21 protein-coding genes are annotated in these 24,158 nt (G+C 57.3%); 8 read left to right on the top strand and 13 right to left on the bottom strand.

Translation table 11 applies throughout. From position 1 onward, the window contains the following. Window positions 1-249 precede the first annotated feature (249 nt). The 3 genes from aroF to serA all read left to right on the top strand — a co-directional run bounded on the left by aroF (window position 250) and on the right by serA (window position 3,419). Window positions 250-1,269: a 3-deoxy-7-phosphoheptulonate synthase gene (aroF, locus tag PCAR_RS16820; protein WP_011342908.1), complete on the top strand. Its 1,020-nt coding sequence runs from the start codon at window positions 250-252 to the stop codon at window positions 1,267-1,269. A gap of 24 nt (window positions 1,270-1,293) precedes the next feature. Further along, entirely contained in the window at window positions 1,294-1,551 is a 258-nt protein-coding gene (locus PCAR_RS16825; RefSeq protein ID WP_011342909.1) for a hypothetical protein, read from the top strand. Between the two features lie 260 nt (window positions 1,552-1,811). Further along, on the top strand, window positions 1,812-3,419 hold the full coding sequence (serA, locus tag PCAR_RS16835; protein ID WP_011342910.1) for a phosphoglycerate dehydrogenase: 1,608 nt from the start codon (window positions 1,812-1,814) through the stop codon (window positions 3,417-3,419). A gap of 114 nt (window positions 3,420-3,533) precedes the next feature. On the opposite strand, the gene PCAR_RS16840 is transcribed toward serA, so the two are convergent. From PCAR_RS16840 to PCAR_RS16850, 3 genes are read right to left on the bottom strand one after another with little or no spacing between them, the layout of a single operon-like run. Next, a complete protein-coding gene (locus tag PCAR_RS16840; protein WP_011342911.1) occupies window positions 3,534-4,364 on the bottom strand; it encodes a 1,4-dihydroxy-6-naphthoate synthase in 831 nt (276 codons plus the stop codon). Then, entirely contained in the window at window positions 4,364-5,110 is a 747-nt protein-coding gene (mqnB, locus tag PCAR_RS16845; RefSeq protein WP_011342912.1) for a futalosine hydrolase, read from the bottom strand. The genes PCAR_RS16840 and mqnB overlap by 1 nt, the downstream gene beginning before the upstream one ends. Next, window positions 5,107-6,186, bottom strand: a complete 1,080-nt coding sequence (locus PCAR_RS16850; RefSeq protein ID WP_011342913.1) for a hypothetical protein — start codon at window positions 6,184-6,186, stop codon at window positions 5,107-5,109. The genes mqnB and PCAR_RS16850 overlap by 4 nt, the downstream gene beginning before the upstream one ends. Window positions 6,187-6,467: 281 nt before the next feature. On the opposite strand from PCAR_RS16850, the gene PCAR_RS18200 reads away from it, so the two are divergent. The 3 genes from PCAR_RS18200 to PCAR_RS16865 all read left to right on the top strand — a co-directional run bounded on the left by PCAR_RS18200 (window position 6,468) and on the right by PCAR_RS16865 (window position 10,599). Continuing rightward, window positions 6,468-6,995, top strand: coding sequence for a peroxiredoxin family protein (locus PCAR_RS18200; RefSeq protein ID WP_011342914.1), 528 nt, complete (start codon window positions 6,468-6,470; stop codon window positions 6,993-6,995). Window positions 6,996-7,392: 397 nt separating this feature from the next. After that, the gene (locus PCAR_RS16860; protein ID WP_148204445.1) at window positions 7,393-8,775 is read left to right on the top strand and encodes a histidine kinase; all 1,383 of its coding nucleotides are present in this window, start codon (window positions 7,393-7,395) and stop codon (window positions 8,773-8,775) included. A 117-nt stretch (window positions 8,776-8,892) separates the two neighbouring features. Then, window positions 8,893-10,599, top strand: coding sequence for a hypothetical protein (locus tag PCAR_RS16865; protein WP_041531438.1), 1,707 nt, complete (start codon window positions 8,893-8,895; stop codon window positions 10,597-10,599). A 215-nt stretch (window positions 10,600-10,814) separates the two neighbouring features. On the opposite strand, the gene PCAR_RS16875 is transcribed toward PCAR_RS16865, so the two are convergent. From PCAR_RS16875 to PCAR_RS16895, 5 genes are all read right to left on the bottom strand, one after another. After that, a complete protein-coding gene (locus tag PCAR_RS16875; RefSeq protein WP_011342917.1) occupies window positions 10,815-11,285 on the bottom strand; it encodes a DUF3106 domain-containing protein in 471 nt (156 codons plus the stop codon). A gap of 36 nt (window positions 11,286-11,321) precedes the next feature. Further along, the gene (locus PCAR_RS16880) at window positions 11,322-11,771 is read right to left on the bottom strand and encodes an anti-sigma factor family protein (protein ID WP_011342918.1); all 450 of its coding nucleotides are present in this window, start codon (window positions 11,769-11,771) and stop codon (window positions 11,322-11,324) included. Next, window positions 11,768-12,412 carry an RNA polymerase sigma factor gene (locus PCAR_RS16885; RefSeq protein WP_011342919.1) on the bottom strand — a complete coding sequence of 215 codons (645 nt, stop codon included), beginning with the start codon at window positions 12,410-12,412 and terminating at the stop codon, window positions 11,768-11,770. The genes PCAR_RS16880 and PCAR_RS16885 overlap by 4 nt, the downstream gene beginning before the upstream one ends. A gap of 92 nt (window positions 12,413-12,504) precedes the next feature. Beyond that, the gene (gene tkt, locus PCAR_RS16890) at window positions 12,505-14,499 is read right to left on the bottom strand and encodes a transketolase (protein ID WP_011342920.1); all 1,995 of its coding nucleotides are present in this window, start codon (window positions 14,497-14,499) and stop codon (window positions 12,505-12,507) included. Window positions 14,500-14,560: 61 nt separating this feature from the next. After that, window positions 14,561-15,949 carry a glutamate--cysteine ligase gene (locus PCAR_RS16895; RefSeq protein ID WP_011342921.1) on the bottom strand — a complete coding sequence of 463 codons (1,389 nt, stop codon included), beginning with the start codon at window positions 15,947-15,949 and terminating at the stop codon, window positions 14,561-14,563. Between the two features lie 210 nt (window positions 15,950-16,159). Here PCAR_RS16895 and PCAR_RS16900 point away from each other — a divergent pair, with 210 nt between their 5' ends. After that, window positions 16,160-17,173: a potassium channel family protein gene (locus tag PCAR_RS16900; protein ID WP_011342922.1), complete on the top strand. Its 1,014-nt coding sequence runs from the start codon at window positions 16,160-16,162 to the stop codon at window positions 17,171-17,173. Beyond that, entirely contained in the window at window positions 17,166-17,939 is a 774-nt protein-coding gene (locus PCAR_RS16905; RefSeq protein WP_011342923.1) for a sugar phosphate isomerase/epimerase family protein, read from the top strand. Before PCAR_RS16900 ends, PCAR_RS16905 begins: the two co-directional genes overlap by 8 nt. Here PCAR_RS16905 and dinB read toward each other — a convergent pair. The 5 genes from dinB to atpA form a co-directional block, all read right to left on the bottom strand. Then, the gene (gene dinB / locus PCAR_RS16910; RefSeq protein WP_281047803.1) at window positions 17,925-19,154 is read right to left on the bottom strand and encodes a DNA polymerase IV; all 1,230 of its coding nucleotides are present in this window, start codon (window positions 19,152-19,154) and stop codon (window positions 17,925-17,927) included. The genes PCAR_RS16905 and dinB overlap by 15 nt on opposite strands. A gap of 138 nt (window positions 19,155-19,292) precedes the next feature. Next, the gene (locus PCAR_RS16915; RefSeq protein ID WP_011342925.1) at window positions 19,293-19,709 is read right to left on the bottom strand and encodes a F0F1 ATP synthase subunit epsilon; all 417 of its coding nucleotides are present in this window, start codon (window positions 19,707-19,709) and stop codon (window positions 19,293-19,295) included. Between the two features lie 203 nt (window positions 19,710-19,912). Continuing rightward, window positions 19,913-21,319, bottom strand: a complete 1,407-nt coding sequence (atpD, locus tag PCAR_RS16920; RefSeq protein ID WP_011342926.1) for a F0F1 ATP synthase subunit beta — start codon at window positions 21,317-21,319, stop codon at window positions 19,913-19,915. A gap of 300 nt (window positions 21,320-21,619) precedes the next feature. Next, entirely contained in the window at window positions 21,620-22,486 is an 867-nt protein-coding gene (atpG, locus tag PCAR_RS16925) for an ATP synthase F1 subunit gamma (RefSeq protein ID WP_011340672.1), read from the bottom strand. A gap of 94 nt (window positions 22,487-22,580) precedes the next feature. Next, complete coding sequence (gene atpA / locus PCAR_RS16930) at window positions 22,581-24,089, bottom strand: F0F1 ATP synthase subunit alpha (RefSeq protein ID WP_011340671.1); 1,509 nt, start codon at window positions 24,087-24,089, stop codon at window positions 22,581-22,583. Window positions 24,090-24,158 lie beyond the last annotated feature (69 nt).

Here is a 24,158-nt window from a genome sequence, read left to right on the forward strand (position 1 = left end):
CTTTCAGAGGATCATCCAATGCAGGCGCCATCCGTTTTCAGTCGCAGCTTTTTCTTTTGGTTCGGGTTTTTTGGGTTCTTTATGAACCATCGACCCGCGGCTAGTGACTAAGGATGTAGCGCTCCAAAGCACTTTTCATAAAAACCACGGGTTGATGCCAGCCGGCATACCGTGGTTTTTCTTTTGGTGGTTCAGGGGAAAACAGATCGGTCGCTGGTCAACCCCCTTATCACCAGAGGAGAGGAAGACATGATCATCGTCATGAAAAAGGGCGCCGGCAAGGAGGCGCTGGCAGAAGTCAAAAAACGCATCCGCGAACTCGGTTACAAAGCGCACGTGATTCACGGCGAGTCGCGCGACGTGATCGGTGCCATTGGCGACGAACGCGGCAAAGCGATACTACAGTCCCTGGAGTCGATGCCCCATGTGGAAGCAGTGGTGCCGATCCTTAGACCCTACAAGCTGGCCAGCCGGGAAATCAAACCGGAGCCGAGTGTTTTCGAACTGGCCCCGGGGGTCAGCATCGGCGGAAAAGAGTTGCTGGTCATGGCGGGCCCCTGCTCGGTTGAAGGGGAATCGCAATTGCTGGAAACGGCCCGGGCGGTAAAAGCAGCCGGTGCCAAGATCCTGCGAGGCGGGGCGTTTAAACCCCGCACCAGCCCCTACGCCTTCCAGGGCCTTGAAGAAGAGGGCTTGAAACTGCTGGCCGCGGCACGTGAGGTAACCGGCCTGCCCATCGTTACCGAGGTGGTCAATCCCCGCGACGTCGACCTGGTGGCACGCTATGCCGATGTTTTGCAGGTCGGTGCCCGCAATGTCCAGAACTTCCCGCTGCTGCGTCTGCTTGGCCAGCAGAATAAACCGGTACTGCTCAAGCGGGGCATGTCGACCACCATCCAGGAATTTCTGATGAGCGCCGAATACATCCTTTCCGAAGGCAACCAGCGCGTGGTTCTGTGCGAACGCGGTATCCGCACCTTCGAAACCGCCACCCGCAACACCCTCGACCTGTCGGCGGTTCCGGTGCTTAAGGAGCAGACCCACCTGCCGGTCGTGATCGATCCATCCCATTCCACGGGCCATGCCAGCCTGGTTCCCGCCATGTGTTATGCAGCGGTTGCAGCAGGCTGCGACGGGTTGCTGGTAGAAGTTCATAACGATCCGGAGACGGCATCCTGCGACGGGCCTCAATCTCTGACGCCGGAAGATTTTTCCGCCGTTATGGAAAAACTGCGCCGCTTTGCCGCTGCGGCTGACCGAAGCCTTTAAGCTTCAATTGCCGGGAGTCACACCATGTTTTTGATCCCTTTGACCCAGCCTGAAAGCGTTGCGCTGGTCATCCATGCGCTGCGCATCGCCGGGGGAGAAGCCGATTGCAGTTCCTGCCCGGTGCGGAAGGTCTGCATGAAACAATGCTTGACCATCGCTGCATCCATCGACAACATGCTACAGACCGGCATCCTGCCTTCGGTGGACGATGGAGCCCCGGAGCCGCCGCCTGAGCCGAAAGCTCCGGCTCCCGGCCCCGGTCATCTCAAAATTATCAAGTAACCACGCGTCAAAAACGGCCGGCCTTCTTAACTATTGAAAGGCCGGCCGTTTTTTTGTATAGTGTCGTTTTTTTCTGAATCCGCAACTTATCAGACCCGTTCCGGGCGGCAGGCAAGCATCTGCGGCTTTTTCCGGAAACGGGTTGCTGTTTTATAGGTGCAAAGAGTTGTAATTCGAGGGCGCCTGCCCGGAGCCGTATTCCCAGGTCAACCTGCCGAGGAACGCCGCCGTACAGCACCCTGTAACCGCAAGGAATAACCATGAAGGTCCTTATTACCGACGAAATTTCCCAGGAAGGTCTGCAACCGCTACTCGATGATCCGCGTATTGAGATCGAAGTACGCCTGGGACTTGCTCCTGAAGAACTGTATCGCATTGTCGGCCGCTTCGACGCGCTCATCACCCGCAGCGGCACCACGGTCGACGAGGCCCTGCTCGAACACTGCCGCAATCTTAAAATCGTCGCCCGCGCCGGTGTCGGCATCGATAACGTCGATGTCGATGCGGCCAGCAGCCGCGGCATCATTGTGGTCAACGCCCCCTACGGCAACGTCAACTCCGCAGCCGAGCACACCATGGCCGTCATGTTGTCCTTATGCCGCAACGTGCCCGTGGCCAACACTTCCCTGAAACAGGGCGAATGGCAGCGCGCTCCTTTTACCGGCTGCGAACTCAAGGACAAAACCCTCGGCATCATCGGCCTGGGAAAGGTCGGGGGACGTGTAGCGCTGCGGGCCAAGGCATTTGAAATGAATGTCATTGCCTGCGATCCGTACATTTCACCCAAACGCGCCGAGGACCTCGGCGTCAAACTGGTGAGTAAAGAGGATATCGTACGTTATGCCGATATCATCACTCTGCATTGCCCCCGCAATGAAGAAACCATCGACATGCTCAACGCCCGTCATTTCGATGCCATGAAGGACGGCGTGATCATCGTCAATGTCGCGCGGGGTGAAATCGTCAACGAAGCCGCCATGCTTGCCGCCATGCAAAGCGGCAAAGTGCGCGGCGCGGCTTTCGATGTCTTCAGCGAAGAACCGCCGCGCTCGGATCTGGTCAAACAGCTTATCGCTCATCCGCGCATGATTGTCACGCCCCATTTGGGTGCCAACACCTTCGAGGCGCAGAAAAACGTGGCGGTCGATGTCAGCAAAGAGATCGTTCGCTATCTGGATGGCCAACCCCTGGACAGCGCCGTCAATATCCCCAGATTCGATGCCGACCTGATGCAGGTCATGCAGCCGTTTTTGTCGTTGATTCAGCAAATGGGCGAATTCATCGTGCAACTGGCGCCGGCCAACCCCAGCAAGGTGACCTTCTCCTACAACGGCAAACTGGCTCGTTACGATTGTGCCCCGCTGACCGTCTGCGGCCTGGCCTCGCTGCTCAACCGCTCCACCGAGCAGGATGTCAACATGGTTAATTCCCAGCTGATCGCCGAACAGATGGGCATCTCCGTCGAAACGGTGTGCTCCACCGAAGCGGAGTCTTTTTCCAATCTCATCACCATCACCATGACGACCCCTGCCGGCAAACGCACGGTAGCCGGGACCATCTTCGAAGGCATCCCCAAAATCGTCAAGATGCGCGATTTCAATACGGATTTTCAGCCCGAAGAGCACATGCTGGTGATCAGCTATGCGGACAAGCCGGGTTTGATCGGAAAAATCGGCACCATCCTCGGCGAAGCCGGCATCAATATCGGCTCCATGAACCTGGGACGCCGTGCCAAATCCGGTGAAGCCATGGTAGTGCTGTCCCTCGACACCCCGGCACCGGCCGAGGTTCTCGAGCAGCTCGCCACCAGTATCGATGCCGCGTTCATTCGCAGCATCCACATGGAAAACGGGATCTGCGACAATTAAATGTCCCTGGTTACAGCCTAAAAAAAAGCGGCCCCGAACAGGGCCGCTTTTTTTATATAAACCGCTAGTATCTGCTTCCTCAATCCTGGGTTTGCCCGTGAAGCCCGCAGGCCCTTACCCGAACAGGCCGCATGAACAGGCCGGCAGCAATCCTTCGGCTTCGGCTCTGGCATAGAGCTCCTTTACGGCGGCCTCGCCCTCAGCCCCTAAATCATGGGTGAATTCGTTGACATAGAGACCGATATGGCCATCGAGAACGGCATCGTCGTTTTCCTGGGCGTGACGACGAATAAAGTCGCGCGCGGCATCGGGCATCGCCTGCAGCGTATCGATGCTGTGCCGCACGGCATCCTCGATCTGTCCCAGAGTCGCCCTGCCAAGACTCCGTCGCGCCACGATACACCCCAAAGGCAAGGGCAGCCCGGTCAACGTCTGCCACCAGCTACCCAGATCGAGCACCTTGACCAGGCCTTGAGCTTCACAGGTAAAACGGGCCTCGTGGATAAGCACCCCGGCATCCACCGCCCCGCTGGCGACCGCCGCGGCAATGGCGTGAAACGGCATCGGTTCCAAGTGGCACAGTTCCATCCCATAAAGCCGCAACAACAGACAGGCCGTGGTCATGTGTCCCGGCACGGCGATGCGCTTGCCGACCAGGCATCTGCCGGAAAGGTTCTCCCGCGCGACCACCAGAGGTCCGCAACCTCGCCCCAGGGCGGCTCCGCTTCGCAACAACGCGTAATCCCGACGCAGCTGACCGTAGGCATAGAAAGACAGTTTGGTTACATCGAGAACCCGGTCAAATGCCAACCGGTTGAGGGTGTCCACATCCTCGATGCGCAGGTGCAACCTCAAGCCGGGCAGGGGGATTTGGCCACTGAGCAGACCGAAAAAGACCGATGTGTCGTTGGGGCAGGGCGAGATCCCCAGGGAAAGGCAACGCATCAGGCCAGCATACCCGGCGAAAACCAACCGCGCAGCAACGTCATAAGGGCCTGCTGTGCTCTTTCGGCAGCGCCGTCGAGATCCCAGTTTGCCAAATTCCGATCTTCCACCATATTGGATACCCCGCGTATTTCCAAAAACGGCACATTGTACTGTCCGCAGACCTGGGCTACGGCAGCCCCTTCCATATTTTCCGCCAGGCCGCCGGTCCGCTTCTGCATCGCCTGTCCGGACTGCAAGGTTCCCGAACAGGTGGAAACCGTCACCAGCGGCCCGATTCCGAGTTCAAAACCCGACTCCCGGGCAAACCGGTCAAGATGAGACCGCGCGATCTCCTGCAGTTTGGTATCGACGCTGAATCGATTCCGCATACCGATGCCCTTACTGCGCAATAAAGAAAAACCCAGGGTTTGAAAATCCTGAAAACCGTCCGGAGTCAAAACGCCCTCGTCCGCACAGATCTCTTCACTGGCAAGCACCAGATCCCCCCTGGCAAGACCTTGCCCGGGATAGGCCCCGCAACATCCCGTGACAATCACCGACGCAGGCTCGCAGTGCTCCAGCAAAGCGGTAACCGCCGAAGCAGCATTGATTTTACCGACCCCGGTATGGAGCACTATCACCTTGTGACCGAACATGCTGCCGCAATAAAGATCGCGATGCCCGCAACGCTTGACTTCACAGGGGAACAATCTGCGACGCAACATCCAGGTTTCATCCGGAACCGCCGCTACGATGGCGATCATGGCTGAAACCACCCTTGACGGATTAAATCACGACGCAATACCACCCCCTGCTTCCTTACCATGCCGCGATACCAGAAACGATCGTCGCGCAAGGGAAGGTTTCGCGGCGCATCGAGACGCTTGCGACAGTCGATCAGATTATGGCGCAGACGCCGGTCCGCCTCGGCCACCACATCCATGAGCTTACGAGCCAGCAACGCAGGGACACCTTCAATGACATACTGGATCAGATCGCGCAGGCGCAGGCCGTCATGGTAATCTTCCAGTCCACCTTCAAAGCCGGCTTCACATTCCTGAACGAAATCACTCCAGCTCAGCAGCAGATCACCGAAGTCCTCCTCCGCCAAGCCGCAGAATTCAGGATGCGAAAGCAGGCATTGTTCGATCGTCTGCTGCTCTTTTTGCGAAAGGAAAAAGGACAAATCATCCTCTACCGGATACATCTCCAGTATTTCGGTAATCTCCCGGCAAAAATGGAGATAATCGAGACTCTGCTCCTTAAGTGTCGCCAGATCCGCCGGCAAGGTCTCCGGGCGATAGCACAGCAACGACAGATGGTCATGCCCAAGGTCGGAGGTAAACAGCTGCCTGCTTTGGTAAGGCAGACCGCAGCCCCCCAAAATATCCATGACCCGGATATGGTTGCAGGTAAAACAGGTCATGACTTTTTCCTCGGAGTAAAACAGCTCCATACCGACCTGGTTGTTGGCCAGACCGAACCCGACAAAACCGTCATGGACCAGACGGGAAAAATAAGGCTTTAACGCCTCGAGAATCTGCTGCTTGGGCAGGTAGGGGGAATAATAAAGCAGGGGCTCGGAATTTTCCTCGTTGGGAGGTTCGTCCTCGTCGGCATAATATTCCAGAATAAAAAAACACTCGTCAGGCATGGCCGCGGCAAAAGCGTGAAACAGCCGGTCGATTTTGTCGGCACCCGCCATGACGGTAAAGCGGTAGGAATCGCTGGAATTCTCCAGCAAGCCGAATGTATACCCCTCCTGAAACCGCCGCAGACGACGTTTTTCGCTGGGCCAGGGATGAATGCCGAGGGGGAAATCAAACGTTGAGATCGACAAATATGGACTTCCTTCCTGATCTGATGGTTTTTAGCCTGGCACGCACGCTGGGATGGCCCTGACAGTGCGCGCAATCGTCAGACTTGAAGGCTATTGAATCTGCGCTAAAAGTAGTTGATTGCCCATGGAAAGTCAACGACTGCAAACCGGTCACAAGCCTGCGCCGGCAAAAAAAACCAAACACTGTCTCCTATAAGTCAAATTTTCCCTTGACTAATCGTTACCATTGGCCGAATAATCGCGTGTTTGACTTTTTATGGAATGAAAATTCAGGGGAAATCATGAAAAAGTTACTGGCACACGCCATTATTGCGTCATTTTTCATCGCAAGCCTTGCCTCTCCTGCGCTTTGTCAGCTTCCCGCCGGTACCATCGCACCCGATTTCACCTTGCACAATCTCAACGACAAGTCGGTTCGGCTCTCGGACCTTGAAGGGCATCCTGTCGTTCTCGTCATCGGCACCACCTGGTGTCCGGGCTGCAAGGCACAATTGTCCGAACTGCAGACCATCCGACAGTTTTTCGACGATCACAAGATCCCGCTCATCGATATCTTTATCCAGGAACCGGCCGCAACCGTTGGCAACTACCTGAAGGGAAAAAAACTCCCCGCGACATTTGAAGCGCTGCTCGACGACGGACAGGTTCACCGTGCCTATCGGGTTTATCCTATTCCCAGAGTGTTGATCCTGGACGGTTCGCGACGCATTGTACAGGATTCCCTGGGTCTCGATGCAACGGAGATTACCGACACTATCCAGCGCCTTCTCGATCGGCAAGCTGATACCGAGAAGACCTCCAATGAGTGAAAAGGTATCGCCTTTGATGTTGTATAACGTTACACACTGTGGCGTTTACACAACACCAAAGGGAACAAATCAGCAGCTTTAAAACCGTTTTTTTCTCCTATATGGTGGCGAGCTGGTTGTATGCCACATTATATAGCGATTGGCATGTAAGTTGAATCAGGCAACTCCGTACGTCGATATACCCTGTGTTTCATCATAGAAAAACCAGAACATCTGTCGACTTTTTTACCGGCAGGCGCTAGAGAAAAATGCTGAAGAGGCGCCTGTCTCCACCACCCGGGGATCGAAGAGCATGTGGCTTTTCGCCCCATTTATGTGTTTTGTCGCGAGGCATGACAAAATCCCCGCGCCAAACTAATTTTTTTTCAGATGGAAGGAGAACAACACCGTGAAACAGATGCGTATTGTCCTGGCGACTCTGCTCGCCCTGGCCATGGCCGTCCCCGCCATGGCTATCAACGTCGAATGGCATGGCGACCTCAACAACCGCTTTTCTTTCAGCACCCAGTCTAATGCCCTGGTCCGCACCAGCAAAGACAGCGAAAAATACCTCGGTTCCGGATCTGTAGCAGGCATTCCTGTTGTCGCATCACAGAAAAAAGTATCCGTTCCGAATACCAAGAAATCCAAGAATGACAGCGATTTCTTCGGCGAAATCAAATACCGCTTCCACATGGTCGTATCCGACGACGAGAAGAAAGTCAAAGGCGTGGTCGGTTTCGAGGTCGGTTCCTGTAAATTCGGCGGCGATGGTGCAGACTTTGGCGGCGACGACAAAGTATTCGAACTGCGCTGGGCCTACACCGACATCGAAGTTCCCTTCGACCCGGCTTCCCGCCTGACCGTCGGCCTGCAGCCTGTCGGTTACAACTACCTGCTGTGGACCGACAATGCCGGCGGCGTCAAATGGAAGCGCAAAGACGGCCAGTGGGCTTACAGCCTGGGCTGGTTCCGCAACGACTGGAACGGCGCCAACAACACCGCTGGTGGCGACCGCAAAAGCGCCTATGACGACGCCTACGCCGCCGACCTGACCTACACCTTCGACAACGGCAACAGCCTCAATGCCTTCGTTGTCTACATGGATCAGGGCGAGGAAGCCGTAGGTTACACCGATTTGACCGATGGTACCTTTTATTCTCTTGCCTCTGACGTTCAGGACGAAGAAATCTGGATCGGTCTGTCCGGCAAGGGCAAATGGAACAACCTGTCCGCCCTGTTCACCGGCATCTATCTGACCGGCGAAGTGAACTCCAGCGACTTGGGCATGTCCCGCGACCGCAATGCCTATCTGTTCCATGGCCAGCTCGATTACGCCATGGGCAAAAACACCTTCACCCTCGGCGGTCTGTACGCTTCGGGCGACGACGATCCTCTTGATGGCGATGCCGAAAACTTCGACGTCATCGATATCTCCACCTCGATCCTCGGTTCTGTCATCATCTTCGACAACTACTGCGATGACAACTCCTTCAGCCAGGCGCCCTATGTCTTCGATCAGGGCTACGCGCTGCTCTACGTTGGCGCCGCCCGCAAGCTGAACGCCAAAACCAAGGTCTGGGCCAAGTACTTCTACCACAACACCGCTGAAGCCACTCTGCTCGGCGATCGCGAAATCGGTCATGAGTTCGTAGTTGGCACCAGCTACACCATCATGAAGGGCCTGACCGCCGACATCAACGCCGGTTACCTGGTGGCTGGCGATGCCTGGGAAGCCATGGGTGGTGGCGACGGCGACGACGTGTTCCGCACCGACGCCCGTCTGCGCTTCAAGTTCTAATTGTTTCCTAACTATTGATGTGATACGTTGGGGCCGGGTTTTGCCCGGCCCCTTTTTTTATGCCGGTCGGGCGATCGAAATAACCATTTTAGGAACCGCTTGATAGGAGGTTTGGCCTTGATTTCCAAAGTAAGTGTATGGCTGGCGGCATTGCTGCTGGCAATGGTCGGCACAGCCGCAGCCGGGACCCTGGAAGGCCTGGTTAAGGATCTGCAGCCGGTGCCGGGCTATGTGGTGCTGCCGGTGCAGGACGAGTATCTCATCGATCTCGATGCCACCAAAGATCTGGTGGTAGGGGATCTTTTCAATGTGGTACAGGCGGGGGAAAAAATTATCCATCCCGTAACCGGCAAAGTCATTGGAACCCTCGACACCAGCAAAGGTGTGCTGCAGGTCACCCGGATCAAAGACGGTTTTTCCCATACCAAGGCCATCTCCAGCCACAGCGCCATCAAGCGTGGCGATAGTATTCGTCGTTACTCCGGTTTGCGCGCCGCTTTTTGGGATTACACCGGCAAAGCCGAAGGCTTTTTCAGCTCCCTCAAAGCCGCCTTGCCCGCCCTGAACTGGCAGGATTTCGCTGCTGCCCAGGCCGAAAAACCGGCCCGGCCAGGCGCTGCCACAACGGCCGCAGATCTTCTGGTCGTCGCCACGCGCGACGGCATCACCGTACGCGATGCCAACTTCAAAGTCGTACGCGCCTACCCGCTGCCCGCCGAACTGCAGCCTGCGGTTTCGGCACCATTGCAAGCAGCGGCCCCGGTCGCACCCGCCACTCCCTACCGCCTCGAAGCTCCGGCCAGGCCTGTCGCAAGCCCTTATGGGGTGCAATACGATATCAGCATGCCCGGCTTTCAGACTCTCGGCGCCCTCGGCTTTAGCGCGGTCATGGCCGATTTTGTCCGCTTCCGGAACGAACAACTCATGGCGGTTACCGACGGCACGATCATCAAGCTTTACAAAGCCGGGGAGAAGATGGTTCCGGTTGCGGAATTCCAGCCGGCGACCATGCCCCAGGTCTTCGCCCTGCACTGGTGGCAACCTGCCGCAGGAGAACTCTATCTCGCCGTCTCCGCCTGGAAGGAAAACAGCCTGACTTCTACGGTCTATCGTTATGAAAACCAGACCTTCACTCCCGTCGGCAAGCATCTGCCCTACAGTCTGGGCAGTTTCGACCGCGACGGCGACGGCCGCCGCGAGCTGTTGCTGGCCCAGACCTTCGATAACGAATCCTTCTGGGGTACCATCGTTCGCGAACTGCAACTGCGTAACGGCGAGCTGGAAACCCGCGATCTGGACTTTGAGCTGCCCCGCAGATTCACCGTCGGCGGCAGCCTGATGGCCGACCTCGACGGCGACCGCAAGCCCGAAACTGTTTTTATACGCAACGGACTGCTGTATGTTTACTCCGGCACCAAGCAACGCTACAAGTCGCCCAAAATGATGGGCGGTTCCCTGAGCGGCATCATTTTCGAAGAACAGCCCGACGCCCGCGAAACCGAGACCCATACGGTTTCATTCGAGGTACCGCCGATCGCCGTGGACCTCGATCACGACGGCAGCGTGGAACTGCTCACCGTTGCTTCCGAGTCGTCCTTCATGTCGGCGCCCGGCATTACCCCCAATATCGGCAAAAGCTGGTTGGCAGTGGTCAAGTTCCGCGACGGCATGTTCGTCAAGGGCACCCTCGGCGAAGAACTCGATTTACCGCTGCAGGGGCTGACCCTCGATCAGCAACGTGTGCTGATGGTGGCCACCCAGCCCGGCTCTGTCTTCGGCAAAAACGGCGACAGCCAGTTGCTGGTGTTCCCGTTGGTTAAATAATTGTTAAGATCTTGACACCTCACAACAAAGCCCCGGTTCACACCGGGGCTTTGTTGTTTCCAGACGCCTTCACCGCAAACCGCGGGCTCCGATAACCTCCCAGAGCTAAACCGGAACGGCAACCGCTTCAAGGCAAAAGATCCTGAATCTTTTTCAGACAACAAAGCGCCCTTTCACGAAAGAAAGGGCGCTTTGTTGTGAATCAGGCTTCGGGGTCAACCACGATCATTATCGTATGACCGTTGCAACTCTTTGTAACGCCGGTGACGCTCTTCGGGAGGCAGCTTCTTGAGTTCCCGCCATTTGTTGCGCAGTTCCTGTTGTTTTTCCGGCGGCAATTGACGGTAGCGATGATAGCGCTGTTTCAATTCCTGACGCTTTTCCTCGGGCAGTTTCTGCCAGCGCTCCATACGTTGTTTAAGGCGTTTGCGCTGCTCAGGCGTAAGGTCGCGATACTTGTCGTATCGCTGCTGCAATCGTTGCCGTTGCTCGGGAGTCAATTCCTTGTATTGGCGATAGCGACCCTTCAGTTCCTTTCGCTGTTCCGGTGTAAGGTCCTGCCACCGCTGTCCGTTGTCGGCCAACACGCAGACAGGTTCCCGCTGCGGGGCCTGCCGGGCCCAAGCCTGCGACAGAGGAGCCAAAAACAATCCCGCCAGCAGTAAACTCCACCATTTTCCGTTCATTCCGTCCCCCATGCTTGCCATGCGTCTTGCGACGGGCTAGCCGATGCGTTCAAAGTCCTGCAGCAAATCGAGATTTTCAAGCAAATCGATATTCTGCAACAACTCCATATCCTGCAGCATACCGATCTCGGTTTCCGATTGCGGCAGTTGCCCTGTCCATCTGGCAAAATTGCCTGGCAGTATCATCAGGCTTATCGCCAGTGTCGCCACCGCCGCTGCGGCCGACCCCAGCAGCCAGCGTTGCGGCTTGGCCCTTTGCGAGGCTTTTTCGGTGATAACCGCAGTCAAACGGGTTTTTTCGATTTCGGACAGGGTCACCCCCGGCATGGACAAATGATCCAGCGAGCGTTGCAGTGCATCCAGACGACTGCGACACGCCGGGCAGTCGGCAAGATGGCTCTGCAGACGCTGCCGCCCGGCAGCATCGAGTTCCCCGTAATAGAACAGCACCAGTTCCTTTTCGTTGCAAGTCGCCTGGCGTTTCATGACGTTACCTCTTCCTGATCGGTAAATTCTTGACGTATACATTGCACGGCGCGATGCAGATGAGCCTTGACCGTACCCTCCTTCAAATGCAGCACCTGGGCGATCTCCTTGAGGGGCAGACCTTCCTGATGGCGCAAGACGAACACGGCGCGCTGCCGTCCGGAGAGTTTCTCCATGGCCTTGAACAACTTTTGCCGAGTTTCCTGTCCCAGAAGCTGGTCACTGGGCGATGCCGAAGGATCGGCAAAATTGGCCACCGGATCGGGATCGTCCTCATGTTTGCGGAAAAAAAAGATGCGGCGCCGTACCTGTTCCCGCCGGATATGGTCGATCACCAGCCTGGAGACAACCTTGTAAAGCCAGGTCTTGATCCGGCAATCCCCGCGAAAAGAGGGCAGGGAACGGTGCAGACGCAAAAACGCCTCCTGGGCCAGATCTTCAGCTTCCTGGCGATCCCCCAGCATACGGTAAGCAAGATTGACCACCGAGGACAGATGGCCTGAAACCAGCTGTGTAAAGGCACCCTCGTCTCCCTGGCGAATTCTTTCCAGCAACAGGGATTCGCTGTCCGTCATCGGTTCGCTAAGCTGTTCCGGCACCTCATCCACCTCTATAACGGCTGCCGTATTCCGGTAATCCATATCCGGTCCCTCGCTTGAATGGTCTTTTGTCGGATAAGACGCATCAACCGACAAAAGGTTTACATCCCGGCGGGTTTTTTTTCGGACAGCGGTCATAATTGCATTTTTATTCGGTTCACAAGATGCTCGCAGGTAAACCCGAATTTTTTCATCAACTCGCCACCGGGAGCACTGGCGCCAAAACCGTCCATGCAAATCAGCATGCCGGAATGACCGAGGTAGCGCTCCCACCCCATACCGATACCGGCTTCAACGGCCACCCGTAACGCGTCGCCGGGAGGCAGCACCTCGTCGCGATAAGCTTGCGTCTGAGTTTCGAAAAGTTCCCAGCTGGGCAAGGAGACCACCCTGACGCCGTACCCCTCGGACTGCAACAGGGACCGCGCCTCAAGAGCGATCTGAACCTCTGAACCACTGGCGATAATCAACACCCTCAGGGTGCTTTGCTCCCGGGCCAGAACGTAGCCGCCGCGCTGTAAATTTTCGGCACCGCCATGCATATGACGATCGAGCACCGGCAGTTTCTGACGTGTCAACACCAGTGCCGTCGGCCCGCGACGATTTTCCAGGGCTGCACGCCAGGCCTGTACCGTTTCGTTGGCGTCGCAGGGGCGAATCACCGTAAGGTTGGGAATGGCACGCAAAGCGGCCAGATGCTCGACCGGTTGATGGGTGGGTCCGTCTTCGCCCAAACCGATGGAATCGTGGGTGAAAACGTAGATCGGCGCCAGCCCCATCATGGCGGCAAGCCGCATGGGCGGGCGCATGTAATCGGAAAAAACCAGGAAGGTGCCGCCGAAAGGAATCAACCCCGGGGTATGGGCCAAACCGTTGAGAATAGCCCCCATGGCATGTTCGCGTACACCGAAATGGATATTCCGGTCGGCTTTACCCGGCCTGAAAGATCCGGCCTTTTTGAGTGCCGTGTTGTTGGATGGCGCCAGGTCGGCGGAGCCACCCACCAGCAAAGGAATTTTTTCTGCCAGCGCATTGAGGGTCAGACCGCTGGCCTGACGGGTTGCCAGAGCACCGTCATCGACGCTGAAACAGGGCAGGGCAGCTTGCCAATCGGACGGTATGCCGGCAGCTTGGCCCTGTTGCCAGGCTGCGAGGTTCGGATGATTGGCGGCAAGGGCTTGCCTCAGGTGCTCCTGCCAGGTCTGTTCCTGATATTTGCCCCGCAGTTTGGCCTCCGCCATATGCTGCGCGACTGATTGGGGAACCTGGAAGGCGAGGTCGGGATCCCGGCCGTAAAATTCCTTGGTCAATTGCAGCTCTTCCGCTCCCAGCGGCGCGCCGTGGGCCTCGGCGGTATCCTGCTTGTGCGGAGCGCCTATGCCGATATGGGTGCGGGCGATGATCAGAGAGGGGCGCGGATCCCTGCGGGCCGAAACCAGCGCTGCATCGATTTCCGTCAGGTTTTCACCTTCGACATGTTGCACATGCCAGCCGTAAGAAAGAAATCGGCTGGCCGTTTCATCACTGAAAGCCAGGTCGGTGCCGCCCTCGATGGTAATACGATTGTCGAGATAGACATAAATCATGTTGCCCAACTGCAGATGACCGGCCAGCGAAGCCGCTTCCGCCGCGACCCCCTCCATCATGTCGCCGTCGGAACATAAGGCGTAGATGCGGTAATCGAACAATTCCGGATGCACCTTGTCCGCCAGCAGCCGTGCGCCCATGGCCATGCCGACGCCGACCGCCACCCCTTGACCGAGTGGCCCTGTGGTCGTTTCCACGCCGGGCGTATGGCCGAATTCCGGATGTCCGGGCGTACGACTATCGAGCTGCCGAAACTGTTTCAGGTCCTCCATCGACAGGTCGTAACCCGTCAGATGCAGCATACTGTAAAGCAGCATGGAGGCATGCCCGCAGGACAAAAGAAACCGGTCGCGGCCCGGCCAATCGGGATTGTCCGGGTTGTGTCGCAGGTGACGGGTATAGAGAAGGTAAGCGATGGGAGCGGCTTCCATGGGCGTTCCGGGATGCCCGGAGCGCGCCTTTTCGACCGCGTCGGCGGCAAGCAGACGGACGGTATCGATAGATTCGCGAGCCAGCTTCTGATCCAGACGTTCATGTTCCATGATTGTCCTCCTCAGTTGACCGGTGCTCCGGCCTAACGGAAACCGGTAGGTCAGATATTTGTCAAAGACAGAACTCCCCGGGGGAGTTTTCGGGATAAGCGCAATGGGTCAGCAATGCTGCCAGGCGTTGTTCCGGAGCTCCTTGCCAGTCTTGCAGCAACCGCTCCGCCAGGGTCACGCCACTGTGTGCCACCTCCTCTATACCATCCAGAAAACGCGCCTCGCTGCCGCACGGGCAATCTCTGGGACCCACGCGCCGCAATACTTCACGGGCAACCGCGAGCAATTCGCAGGCTACCTCCCGCAATGTGTGGTTTCCGCACGGGGTTCGAAGACCCAGACGCCAGGAATTGCGGTACACCTCCATGCGTTGTGCATCGTCGCCGGGGTCGAGCAGCTTTGCTACCTGATAACGCGCCTCGTCGTCGTACATCAATCCCTTGGCCAAGGCCGCGACCGCCATGGCCAGGTGCGGCGGCAGGCTATCGGCGCTGCGCAGTTCGATCTGCGGGCGCAGACGCACTTCCGGAAACAGCGTGGATAGATGCAGATCCCAATCGGCAAGGGTAGGGCGGAAATCCTCAAAACCTTCGCTCAGATAACGCCGAAAGCTAAATCGGCGGCGGGTAAGATCGATCAGATGGCCCTGACGCAGAATAAAATACATGGGTACATCGAGGGCGTAATCGACATAACTGGATAAACCTGCGCCTGGCCGGAACAGTTCCAGAATGATCCCCGATCGATCGGGATCGGTGCGCGCCCAGATCTCCCCTCGGGTGGAAAGAAACCCCGACGGTTTTCCGTTCATCAAGGGTGAGTTGGCAAACAGGGCGTAGAAAAGGGGAGCCAGCAACTGACCGGTGCGTATTTTATCCATGCAATCGGCTTCGTCGCAAAAATCGAGATTGACCTGCAAACCGGCGCTGAGTTTCATCATATGCTGGCCGAGGTCACCGGTACGCAACATATATTCACGCATAATCGCATATCGCGGCTTGGGCAACCAGTCGATGTCCTGCAAAGGTGTAATGGGATGCACCCCCAGGCCCAGAAACGCCAGCCCCAAAGGCCGCGCCGCGCTGTCAATTCGTCGAACATGACGCGACAGATCCCGTTGACAACAACAAAGATCGGTACAGAGTTTACCGGATAATTCAAGCTGCCCGCCCGGTTCCAGGGTCACGGACGACGATTCCCCCATCAGGGCAATCAGGCGGCCGGCTTCACGCTGGCCTTGCCATCCGCCAGCGCTTTCGAGGTGGCTCAGCAGGGCCTCAATCCGCGAAAATTCCGCGGCTTGACCGGTCTGCCGATCCACCACAAGCTTTTCCACTTCGACGCCAACTCCCCACTGATCGCGCGGCCTTATATTGCGCAGCTGATATTTTACCAGGTCGTCATGACAGCTAACGGGTTCATCAAGACGGGTTTTCACAATAGTCGACATGCTTCTCCTGTTGCCGTGCGGGCCAAACCACTCGCTGGCCGTTCGGACAGCCGAGAGATCCTCTGCAGGTTGAATAATTTCATTTTATAATAACCGTAAATAACACCTTAGCACGATTTTGCGTTCATCTCACACCCGAGGCATAGCGGGTATCTTGCCTTTTTATCCATTGAAAGCTATTATCCCAGTACCTCTGATCCCGGAGAGAACATGAATCCTGTCCGTCACTTGCGTTTTTCTCTGTTGATTCTGGTCCTGGCTATCGGGCTGGGCACCGCCGGATATATCCTCATAGAAGGCTGGGATTTTCTTGACTCCCTTTATATGACGGTTATCACTTTGGCAACCGTCGGTTATAAAGAGGTACATGACCTTTCCACAGAAGGCAAGATTTTTACCATAAGCCTCATTGTCTTCGGTGTCGCCACCATCGCCTATGCTGCCGGGAGCCTCCTGCAACTGATGGTTGAGGGACAAATCCTGCATATGCTCGGGAGAAGAAAATTGGAAAAACGCATCAACCAGATGGAAGGCCACTACATCATTTGCGGGTACGGCCGCATCGGGACGCTTATCAGTCAGGAATTCATCTCCAGACCCGTGCCCTTTGTCATCGTGGAACGTGATCAGGCTATCTGTGATAGCCTGGCCAAAGAAGGCATTCTTTTCGTCCAAGGCGATGCCACCGATGATGACACCCTGATACAGGCAGGTATCCTGCGTGCCAAAGGATTAATCACGGCCGTTACCTCAGAATCTGCCAACGTTTACATCACCCTGACAGCCCGCGGCCTCAACCCGGACCTGTTTATTCTGGCCCGTAGCGTCGAAGAAGGATCGGAAATCAAACTCAAACGCGCCGGTGCCACCAAGGTAATCTCGCCCTATCGCATCGGTGCCAACCGTATGGCCTGGGCGGTCCTGAGGCCATCGGTGGTCGATTTCATCGATATCGCCGTCGGCAGTGAAAGTCTGGAGCTGCAGCTCGAGGAAATCCGCGTGGCACCGACCTCTACACTGGTGGATAAATCCCTGGTGTCATCGGATATCCGCCGCGCCTGGGGCATCATGATTATCGCCATCAAAAAGAGCAGCGGCGCCATGCTGTTCAATCCTGAATCCAATACCACTATCGACGCTGAGGATATTCTCATTACCCTTGGCGAGCCGCCTGCCATCCGCAAGCTCGAACAGGTGGCCTGCGGAGGTACTGTCAATGCGTGATCCAATGCATGTTCATATCCCGTTCAGCCAATGGGATCAGCACTTTCCCCTGCTGCTGAAACACCGTCTGCAACCTGAACTCGCTTTTAAATGGCCCGATCTCGATCCGTCGTTACTGCCGGCCGTCAAACGAGCCGGCCAACAGCTCGCCGAAGAGGGGCTTGGCGTGACGGTACATGCCCCCTTTATGGATCTCAACCCCGGAGCGATAGAACCCCTGGTTCGGGAAGCGACGCGTCAGCGCTGGATGCAGACCCTGGAGGTTGCCGAACTCCTTCAGGCTCGACTGGTGGTCCTTCATCCCGGCTTTGATCGCTGGCGTTACGGTGGCCAGAGTCAACCCTGGATCGATGCCTGCCTGGACTTTTTACCGCCCCTTCTGGAACAGGCTGCAAGCCAGGAGTGCCTGCTGGTGCTGGAAAATATTTTCGAGGAAACTCCCGATACGCTGGCGGCGGTATTGAAGACCCTCGATTCGCCATGGCTGGGTCATTGCTTCGATGCCGGACACTGGAACCTGTTTGCCAAGTGTTCCATGGAGCAGTGGTTTGAGGCTCTTGCACCCTGGATACGTCATCTGCATATTCACGACAACAGCGGCGATCGCGATGCCCATCTGGCGATAGGGGAGGGGAACATCGATTTTCCTCTGCTTTTCGATTATATGAAAAATCTGCAAAGCTCACCCAGCATGACCCTTGAGATCCATGACTGTGAAGCTCTTTTGCGCTGTGTCGGCAGTGTCAAATCGTTACTCCCGCGTTAAACTCCTTCGGCGATGTCCTACCAGGGTTGCACGACAGAGCCCTTTTTCGCCGTACCTTTCTCGCACGTGATCCATGGCCTGTTCCAAACCTTTCAGCTGGTTCCGGCGATCTTCATCGAACAATAAACCCTGTCCGCTGTCTGCATCCATCAAATTGGCCAGGCTGACGCCAAGCAGGCGCACCGGTTTTTTCCCGGCCTCTGTCTTCTCCAGCAGTTGCTTCGCCAGGTGCAGCATGTCCCTGGCATGGCAGATCCCATCCGCAACACTTCTGGAACGTGTTACTGTCGAAAAATCTGCATATTTCACCTTGAGTGTAAGGGTTGTACCGATCAGACCATGCTTTCTTAAACGTGCCGCCACCCGCTCCACCAGATCAAGAAGCGCCACATGCATTGTTTCACGTTCAAAAATATCCTGGTCAAATGTATCCTCATGACCAATAGATTTGAGGCTGCGTTGCGGTTCTACCGGTCGTTCATCCTCTCCATGCGCCAATTGTATAAGCCGCTCACCGGCCTGCCCGAAGCACCGTTCCATATCAGCACGATCCATATGGCGTAAATCGGCCACCGTCCGCAACCCCATTTTCTGCAAAGACTTCAACAGCACCGGGCCCACCCCCCATAGCCGCTTCAGGGGCAATGACAGTAGAAAATCATCCACCCGTTCCGGTACCTGAAAAACACCATCCGGTTTAGCCTGCTCCGAAGCCAATTTGGCCAGGAATTTATTCGGTGCAATACCCGCACTGATGGGCAGTCCCAGTTCATCCCTGACATCCCGACGGATTTTTTCGGCAATATCCCAGCCTTCGCCAAAAAGACGTCGACTGGCGGTAACATCGAGAAACGCCTCATCCACCGATAAGGGTTCAACCAGGTCTGTGTACCGACCGAATATATCGAACACCTGCCGTGAGATTTCCTGATACCTGGCCATCCGTACCGGTTGCACGATGGCCTGTGGACACAATCGAAGTGCACGGCTCATGGGCATGGCAGAATGAATGCCGAAAGTTCTGGCTTCATAGGAACAGGCGCACACCACCCCACGCGAACGATGCCCGCCGACCACAACCGGTTGTCCTTTCAGCTCCGGACTATCCAGCTGCTCGACGCTTGCGTAAAAAGCGTCCATATCCAGATGCAGGATGATGCGTTTTTCGGGCTGCGTCCCCGACATGATATCCCCTTGGCGACAAACCGGATACAATAAAGGCGGCTTTTTACAAGCCGCCTTTCAAACCATTAACCAGTCTTCGATCGATAAAATCCAAAGTCGGCAATAAGCACTTACTTAGATTTCCTTAAAATTTCTCTTATTACAAAGAGATGCCTGCTGCGGATTCCGTCAGCCGCGCCCACCACGCCCGGCCACCTGAATCCGCACCATGGCGCGCTGCAGGGCCGCCTGCATGTTGTGGTATTCCTTGTCCGCCGGGGTCAGCTCCCGCAATCGCGCCTCGGCCCGTCCCAGGGCCGCTTTGGCCCGTGCCAGGTCGATATGGTCCTGGGTTTCGGCGGTTTCCACCAGCACCAGCACCCGGTCCTCGGCCACTTCCACATACCCCCAGTTCACCGCCAGGTAATAGACATCGCTGCCCTTGCGGTAGCTGAATTCCCCCACCTGCAGGGTGGTCAGCAAAGGCGTATGTCCCGGCAGCACGCCGAACTGCCCCAGGCTGCCCGGGGCGGCGATCTCGTCGACCTCCTCGCTGAGCACCTGGGCGGCGGGCGTCACCATCTCCAGTTTCAGTTTCTGCGCCATGGATGGTTATCCTTTTCAAATTCGATTTACCGCAGAGAACGCGGAGCACGCTGAGAGAGGCAAAAAGCTAGGGCAAAAATCTTAAAGAAGAACTCTGCGCTCTTTGCATGCTCTGCTGTTTATTCCTGGTTTCCAGAGAAATCAAAAGTTTTTTATAGAATTTCTCTGCGGCCTCTGCGATCTCCGCGGTTAAATCAGGCCTCTTACGACGCCATCTTGGCGGCGTTCTCCAGTACTTCGTCGATGCCGCCGGCCATGTAGAAAGCCTGCTCGGGCACGCTGTCGTGCTTGCCTTCAACGATCTCCTTGAAACCGCGGATGGTCTCGCTCAGTTCCACGTATTTGCCCGGCGTACCCGTAAAAATCTCCGCCACGTGGAACGGCTGGGACAAGAAGCGCTGGATCTTGCGCGCCCGCGAGACGGTCTGCTTGTCCTCTTCGGACAACTCGTCCATCCCCAGAATGGCGATGATGTCCTGCAAATCCTTATAGCGCTGCAGCACATACTGCACGTCACGCGCAACCTGGTAATGCTCTTCGCCGAGCACCTGCGGATCGAGAATCCGGCTGCTGGAGTCGAGCGGGTCGACGGCCGGGTAGATGCCGAGCTCGGCGATCTGTCGCGAAAGAACCGTGGTGGCATCGAGATGCGCAAAGGTGGTGGCCGGCGCCGGGTCGGTAAGGTCGTCGGCGGGCACGTAGATGGCCTGTACCGAGGTGATGGAGCCGTGTTTGGTGGTGGTGATACGCTCCTGCAACTCGCCCATTTCGGTGGACAGGGTCGGCTGATAACCGACAGCCGAGGGGATGCGGCCGAGCAGCGCCGAAACCTCGGAACCGGCCTGGGTAAAGCGGAAGATGTTGTCAACGAACAGCAGCACGTCCTGGTTTTCCTGATCGCGGAAGTACTCCGCCACGGTCAGCGCCGACAGCGCCACGCGGGCACGAGCGCCGGGCGGTTCGTTCATCTGCCCGTAGACCAGAGCGGTCTTGTCCAACACGTTGGATTCTTTCATTTCGTTCCACAAGTCGTTGCCTTCGCGGGTACGCTCGCCGACCCCGGCGAAAACCGAAAAGCCACCGTGTTTCTTGGCGATGTTGTGGATCAGTTCCATGATCAGCACGGTCTTGCCGACCCCGGCGCCGCCGAACAGGCCGATCTTGCCGCCGCGCGCGTAGGGCGCGAGCAGATCGACGACCTTGATACCGGTTTCAAACGCTTCGACCTTGGTCGACTGGTCGACGAATTCGGGGGTGGGACGGTGGATCTCCCAGGTGGTGTCGGTCTCCACCGGCCCCTGTTCGTCCACCGGTTCGCCGATAACGTTGAGGATGCGCCCCAGGGTGCCGCGCCCGACCGGCACGCTGATCTGGCGGCCGGTGTTGAGCACTTCCTGGCCGCGCACCAGACCGTCGGTGGAATCCATGGCGATGGCGCGCACGGTGTTTTCCCCCAAATGCTGGGCGACCTCGGCCACCAGGTTCCAGGGCTCGTCGCCGAGGCTGGGATTGCTGACCTTGAGGGCGTAATAGATCTCGGGAAGCTCCCCGGCTTCGAATTCGACATCGATGACCGGGCCGATAACCTGGGTGATTTTGCCGTTGCTCATAATATGCCTTCCTCTTCTTTTCACCGCCCGTTCGCTGCGCTCTCTCGAGCACGCAAAGGACGCTGAGAAAATCTTTTCTTTATGCTGAAATTCGCCGTAAATCGTAGTTAAACTGTCCTATTTGACGTTCTCCGCGTTCTCTGCGAACTCTGCGGTAAAATACTGTGGTTCTAAGTTCTTTTCACCGCCCGTTCGCTGCGCTCTCTCGAGCACGCAAAGAACGCTGAGGGAGAAATCTTTTGTTTATGCATGTCTCTGCGCACTCCGCGAACTCTGCAGTAAAAAAGGAGACTCACCGGTTTATTGGACCGACGCTGCCCCCGAGATAATCTCCACCAGCTCGGTCGTAATGACCGCCTGCCGCACGCGGTTGTACTGCAGGGTCAGGTTGTCGATCATCTCGCCGGCGTTTTTGCTGGAGCTGTCCATGGCGCTCATGCGCGCGCCGTGCTCGGAGGCGGCCGATTCCAGCAGCGCCCGATAGATCTGCACCTCGACATGCTTGGGCAGGATCGACGCCAGCACTTCGCCGCGCGCCGGCTCGTACAGCGGCTGCACTGGCGGGGTCTGGTCGTCGGCCTCAGCCGGCGTGATGGGCAGCAGGCGATCGATGCTGACCTCCTGGCGGATGGCGCTGTAAAAGGCGTTGTAGACCAGATACACGGCGTCGAAGCGGCCCTGTTCGTAGCCTTCCACCACTTCCTGACCGATCAGGGCGGCGGTGGCGTAGGTGGCATCGGCGGTGATATCTTCATAAACCTTGTCGGCGATCAGTCCCCGCATTTTGAGTTGCTCGCGGCCTTTGCGGCCGATCACCAGCAGCTCGTAGCTGTCAAAGCCGTCGCGGTTGTCCGTCACCAGCTGGGCGGTGCTTTTGGCGACGTTAAGGTTGAAGCCGCCGCACAGCCCGCGGTCGGAGCTGACCACCAGCACCAGCGCCCGGCCGCGCCGCTCGTGCTTTTGCAACAGCGGATGGACCGCCGGGTCTTCGCGCAGCGCCAGGGAGGCCAGCACCTGCTGCATCTTGGCGGCATAAGGCCGCGCCGCCATGATGGCGGCCTGCGCTTTGCGAAAACGCGCCGCGGCGACCATCTTCATGGCTTTGGTGATCTGCTGGGTGCTTTTTACCGAGCTGATGCGCTTTTTGATGTCCTTCAGGTTTGCCATGGTTTTCTTTCTGCGAAAGCAAAGCTGTTAAGTTCCCTGATGAGCCCTATGGAACCCATGGTGTTACCAATCACGAATCACCAGTCACTGCTTTTCAGGGTGTAAACTGCTCGCCGAAGGCCGCCAGCACCGCCTTGATGCGTGCTTCGAGATCGGTGTCGATGGCTTTTTTCTCCGCCAAATCCTTGAGCAAGTCGCCGTGGCGATGCTCCAGGAAGCTGTACAGTTCCTCTTCGTAGCGCCGCAGTACGGTCAGCGGATAGTCGTCGACGTAGCCGTTGTTGGCGGCGTAGATGACCAGGATCTGTTTTTCCACCGGCAGCGGCTGGTACTGGGGCTGCTTGAGGATTTCCACCAGCCGCGCACCGCGCGCCAGCTGTTTCTGGGTGGCGGCGTCCAGATCCGAGCCGAACTGGGCAAAGGCGGCCATCTCGCGGTACTGGGCCAACGACAGGCGCAGGGTGCCGGCCACCTGCTTCATGGCCTTGACCTGGGCGCTGCCGCCGACGCGGGACACCGACAGGCCGACGTTGATGGCGGGCCGTACCCCGGAGTAGAACAGGTCGGCCTCGAGGAAAATCTGGCCGTCGGTGATGGAGATGACGTTGGTCGGGATATAGGAGGACAGGTCGCCGGCCTGGGTCTCGATGATGGGCAGCGCGGTGAGGCTGCCGCCGCCCAGCTCGTCGTTGAGTTTGGCGGCCCGCTCCAGCAGGCGGCTGTGCAGGTAAAAGACGTCGCCGGGAAAGGCTTCGCGGCCGGGCGGACGCCGCAGCAACAGGGACAGCTGCCGGTAGGCGACGGCGTGTTTGGACAGATCGTCGTACACGATCAGGGCGTGGCGGCCGTTGTCGCGGAAGTATTCGCCCATGGTGACCCCGGCATAAGGGGCGATGAACTGCAGCGGCGCCGGTTCGCTGGCGCCGGCGCTGACCACAATGGTGTAGTCCATGGCGCCGTGCTGTTTGAGTTTGTCCACCACCTGCGCCACCGTCGACTGTTTCTGGCCGATGGCGACGTAGATGCAGACCATGTCCTGGCCCTTCTGGTTGATGATGGCGTCGATGGCCAGGGCGGTCTTGCCGGTCTGGCGGTCGCCGATGATCAGTTCGCGCTGGCCGCGGCCGATGGGCACCAGGGCGTCGATGGCTTTGAGGCCGGTCTGTACCGGCTGGTGCACCGATTTGCGGGTGACGATGCCGGGGGCCTTGATCTCCACCTGCCGCGCTTCGGCGCCTTCCAGCGCGCCGCCGCCGTCGATGGGCTGGCCGATGCCGTTAACCACCCGTCCGATCAGCGCTTCGCCGACGGGCACTTCGACGATGCGGCCGGTACGCCTTACGCTGTCGCCTTCTTTGATGTGGTGGGTATCGCCGAGGATGGCGGCCCCGACGTTGTCTTCTTCGAGGTTGAGCACCATGCCGATGACGTCGCCGGGAAACTCCAGCAGCTCGCCGGCCATGGCCCGGTTCAAACCGTGGATGCGGGCAATGCCGTCGCCGACGGAGATGATGGTGCCCATTTCGCTGATTTCGATCTCACGGTCGAAGTTTTCGATCTGCTGCTCGATGATGGCGCAGATTTCTTCTGCTTTGATGTCCATAACGTCTTTTCACCCTATGTCTTTTTGCGAAAACATCTTTATTGAATGGCAATCCGTAATCTGTCACCG

The sequence above is a fragment of the Syntrophotalea carbinolica DSM 2380 genome (genome assembly GCF_000012885.1).
Lineage (GTDB): Bacteria > Desulfobacterota > Desulfuromonadia > Desulfuromonadales > Syntrophotaleaceae > Syntrophotalea > Syntrophotalea carbinolica.

Coding starts and splice junctions, on each gene's coding strand:
- atpG (WP_011340672.1), bottom strand. CDS start 22,486: ATGGCAAACCTGAAGGACATCAAAAAGCGCATCAGCTCGGTAAAAAGC.
- PCAR_RS16840 (WP_011342911.1), bottom strand. CDS start 4,364: ATGCGTTGCCTTTCCCTGGGGATCTCGCCCTGCCCCAACGACACATCG.
- serA (WP_011342910.1), top strand. CDS start 1,812: ATGAAGGTCCTTATTACCGACGAAATTTCCCAGGAAGGTCTGCAACCG.
- PCAR_RS16900 (WP_011342922.1), top strand. CDS start 16,160: ATGAATCCTGTCCGTCACTTGCGTTTTTCTCTGTTGATTCTGGTCCTG.
- PCAR_RS16885 (WP_011342919.1), bottom strand. CDS start 12,412: ATGGATTACCGGAATACGGCAGCCGTTATAGAGGTGGATGAGGTGCCG.
- PCAR_RS16880 (WP_011342918.1), bottom strand. CDS start 11,771: ATGAAACGCCAGGCGACTTGCAACGAAAAGGAACTGGTGCTGTTCTAT.
- PCAR_RS18200 (WP_011342914.1), top strand. CDS start 6,468: ATGAAAAAGTTACTGGCACACGCCATTATTGCGTCATTTTTCATCGCA.
- aroF (WP_011342908.1), top strand. CDS start 250: ATGATCATCGTCATGAAAAAGGGCGCCGGCAAGGAGGCGCTGGCAGAA.
- PCAR_RS16915 (WP_011342925.1), bottom strand. CDS start 19,709: ATGGCGCAGAAACTGAAACTGGAGATGGTGACGCCCGCCGCCCAGGTG.
- PCAR_RS16875 (WP_011342917.1), bottom strand. CDS start 11,285: ATGAACGGAAAATGGTGGAGTTTACTGCTGGCGGGATTGTTTTTGGCT.
- PCAR_RS16895 (WP_011342921.1), bottom strand. CDS start 15,949: ATGTCGACTATTGTGAAAACCCGTCTTGATGAACCCGTTAGCTGTCAT.
- mqnB (WP_011342912.1), bottom strand. CDS start 5,110: ATGATCGCCATCGTAGCGGCGGTTCCGGATGAAACCTGGATGTTGCGT.
- PCAR_RS16905 (WP_011342923.1), top strand. CDS start 17,166: ATGCGTGATCCAATGCATGTTCATATCCCGTTCAGCCAATGGGATCAG.
- PCAR_RS16825 (WP_011342909.1), top strand. CDS start 1,294: ATGTTTTTGATCCCTTTGACCCAGCCTGAAAGCGTTGCGCTGGTCATC.
- atpD (WP_011342926.1), bottom strand. CDS start 21,319: ATGAGCAACGGCAAAATCACCCAGGTTATCGGCCCGGTCATCGATGTC.
- tkt (WP_011342920.1), bottom strand. CDS start 14,499: ATGGAACATGAACGTCTGGATCAGAAGCTGGCTCGCGAATCTATCGAT.
- PCAR_RS16860 (WP_148204445.1), top strand. CDS start 7,393: ATGCGTATTGTCCTGGCGACTCTGCTCGCCCTGGCCATGGCCGTCCCC.
- atpA (WP_011340671.1), bottom strand. CDS start 24,089: ATGGACATCAAAGCAGAAGAAATCTGCGCCATCATCGAGCAGCAGATC.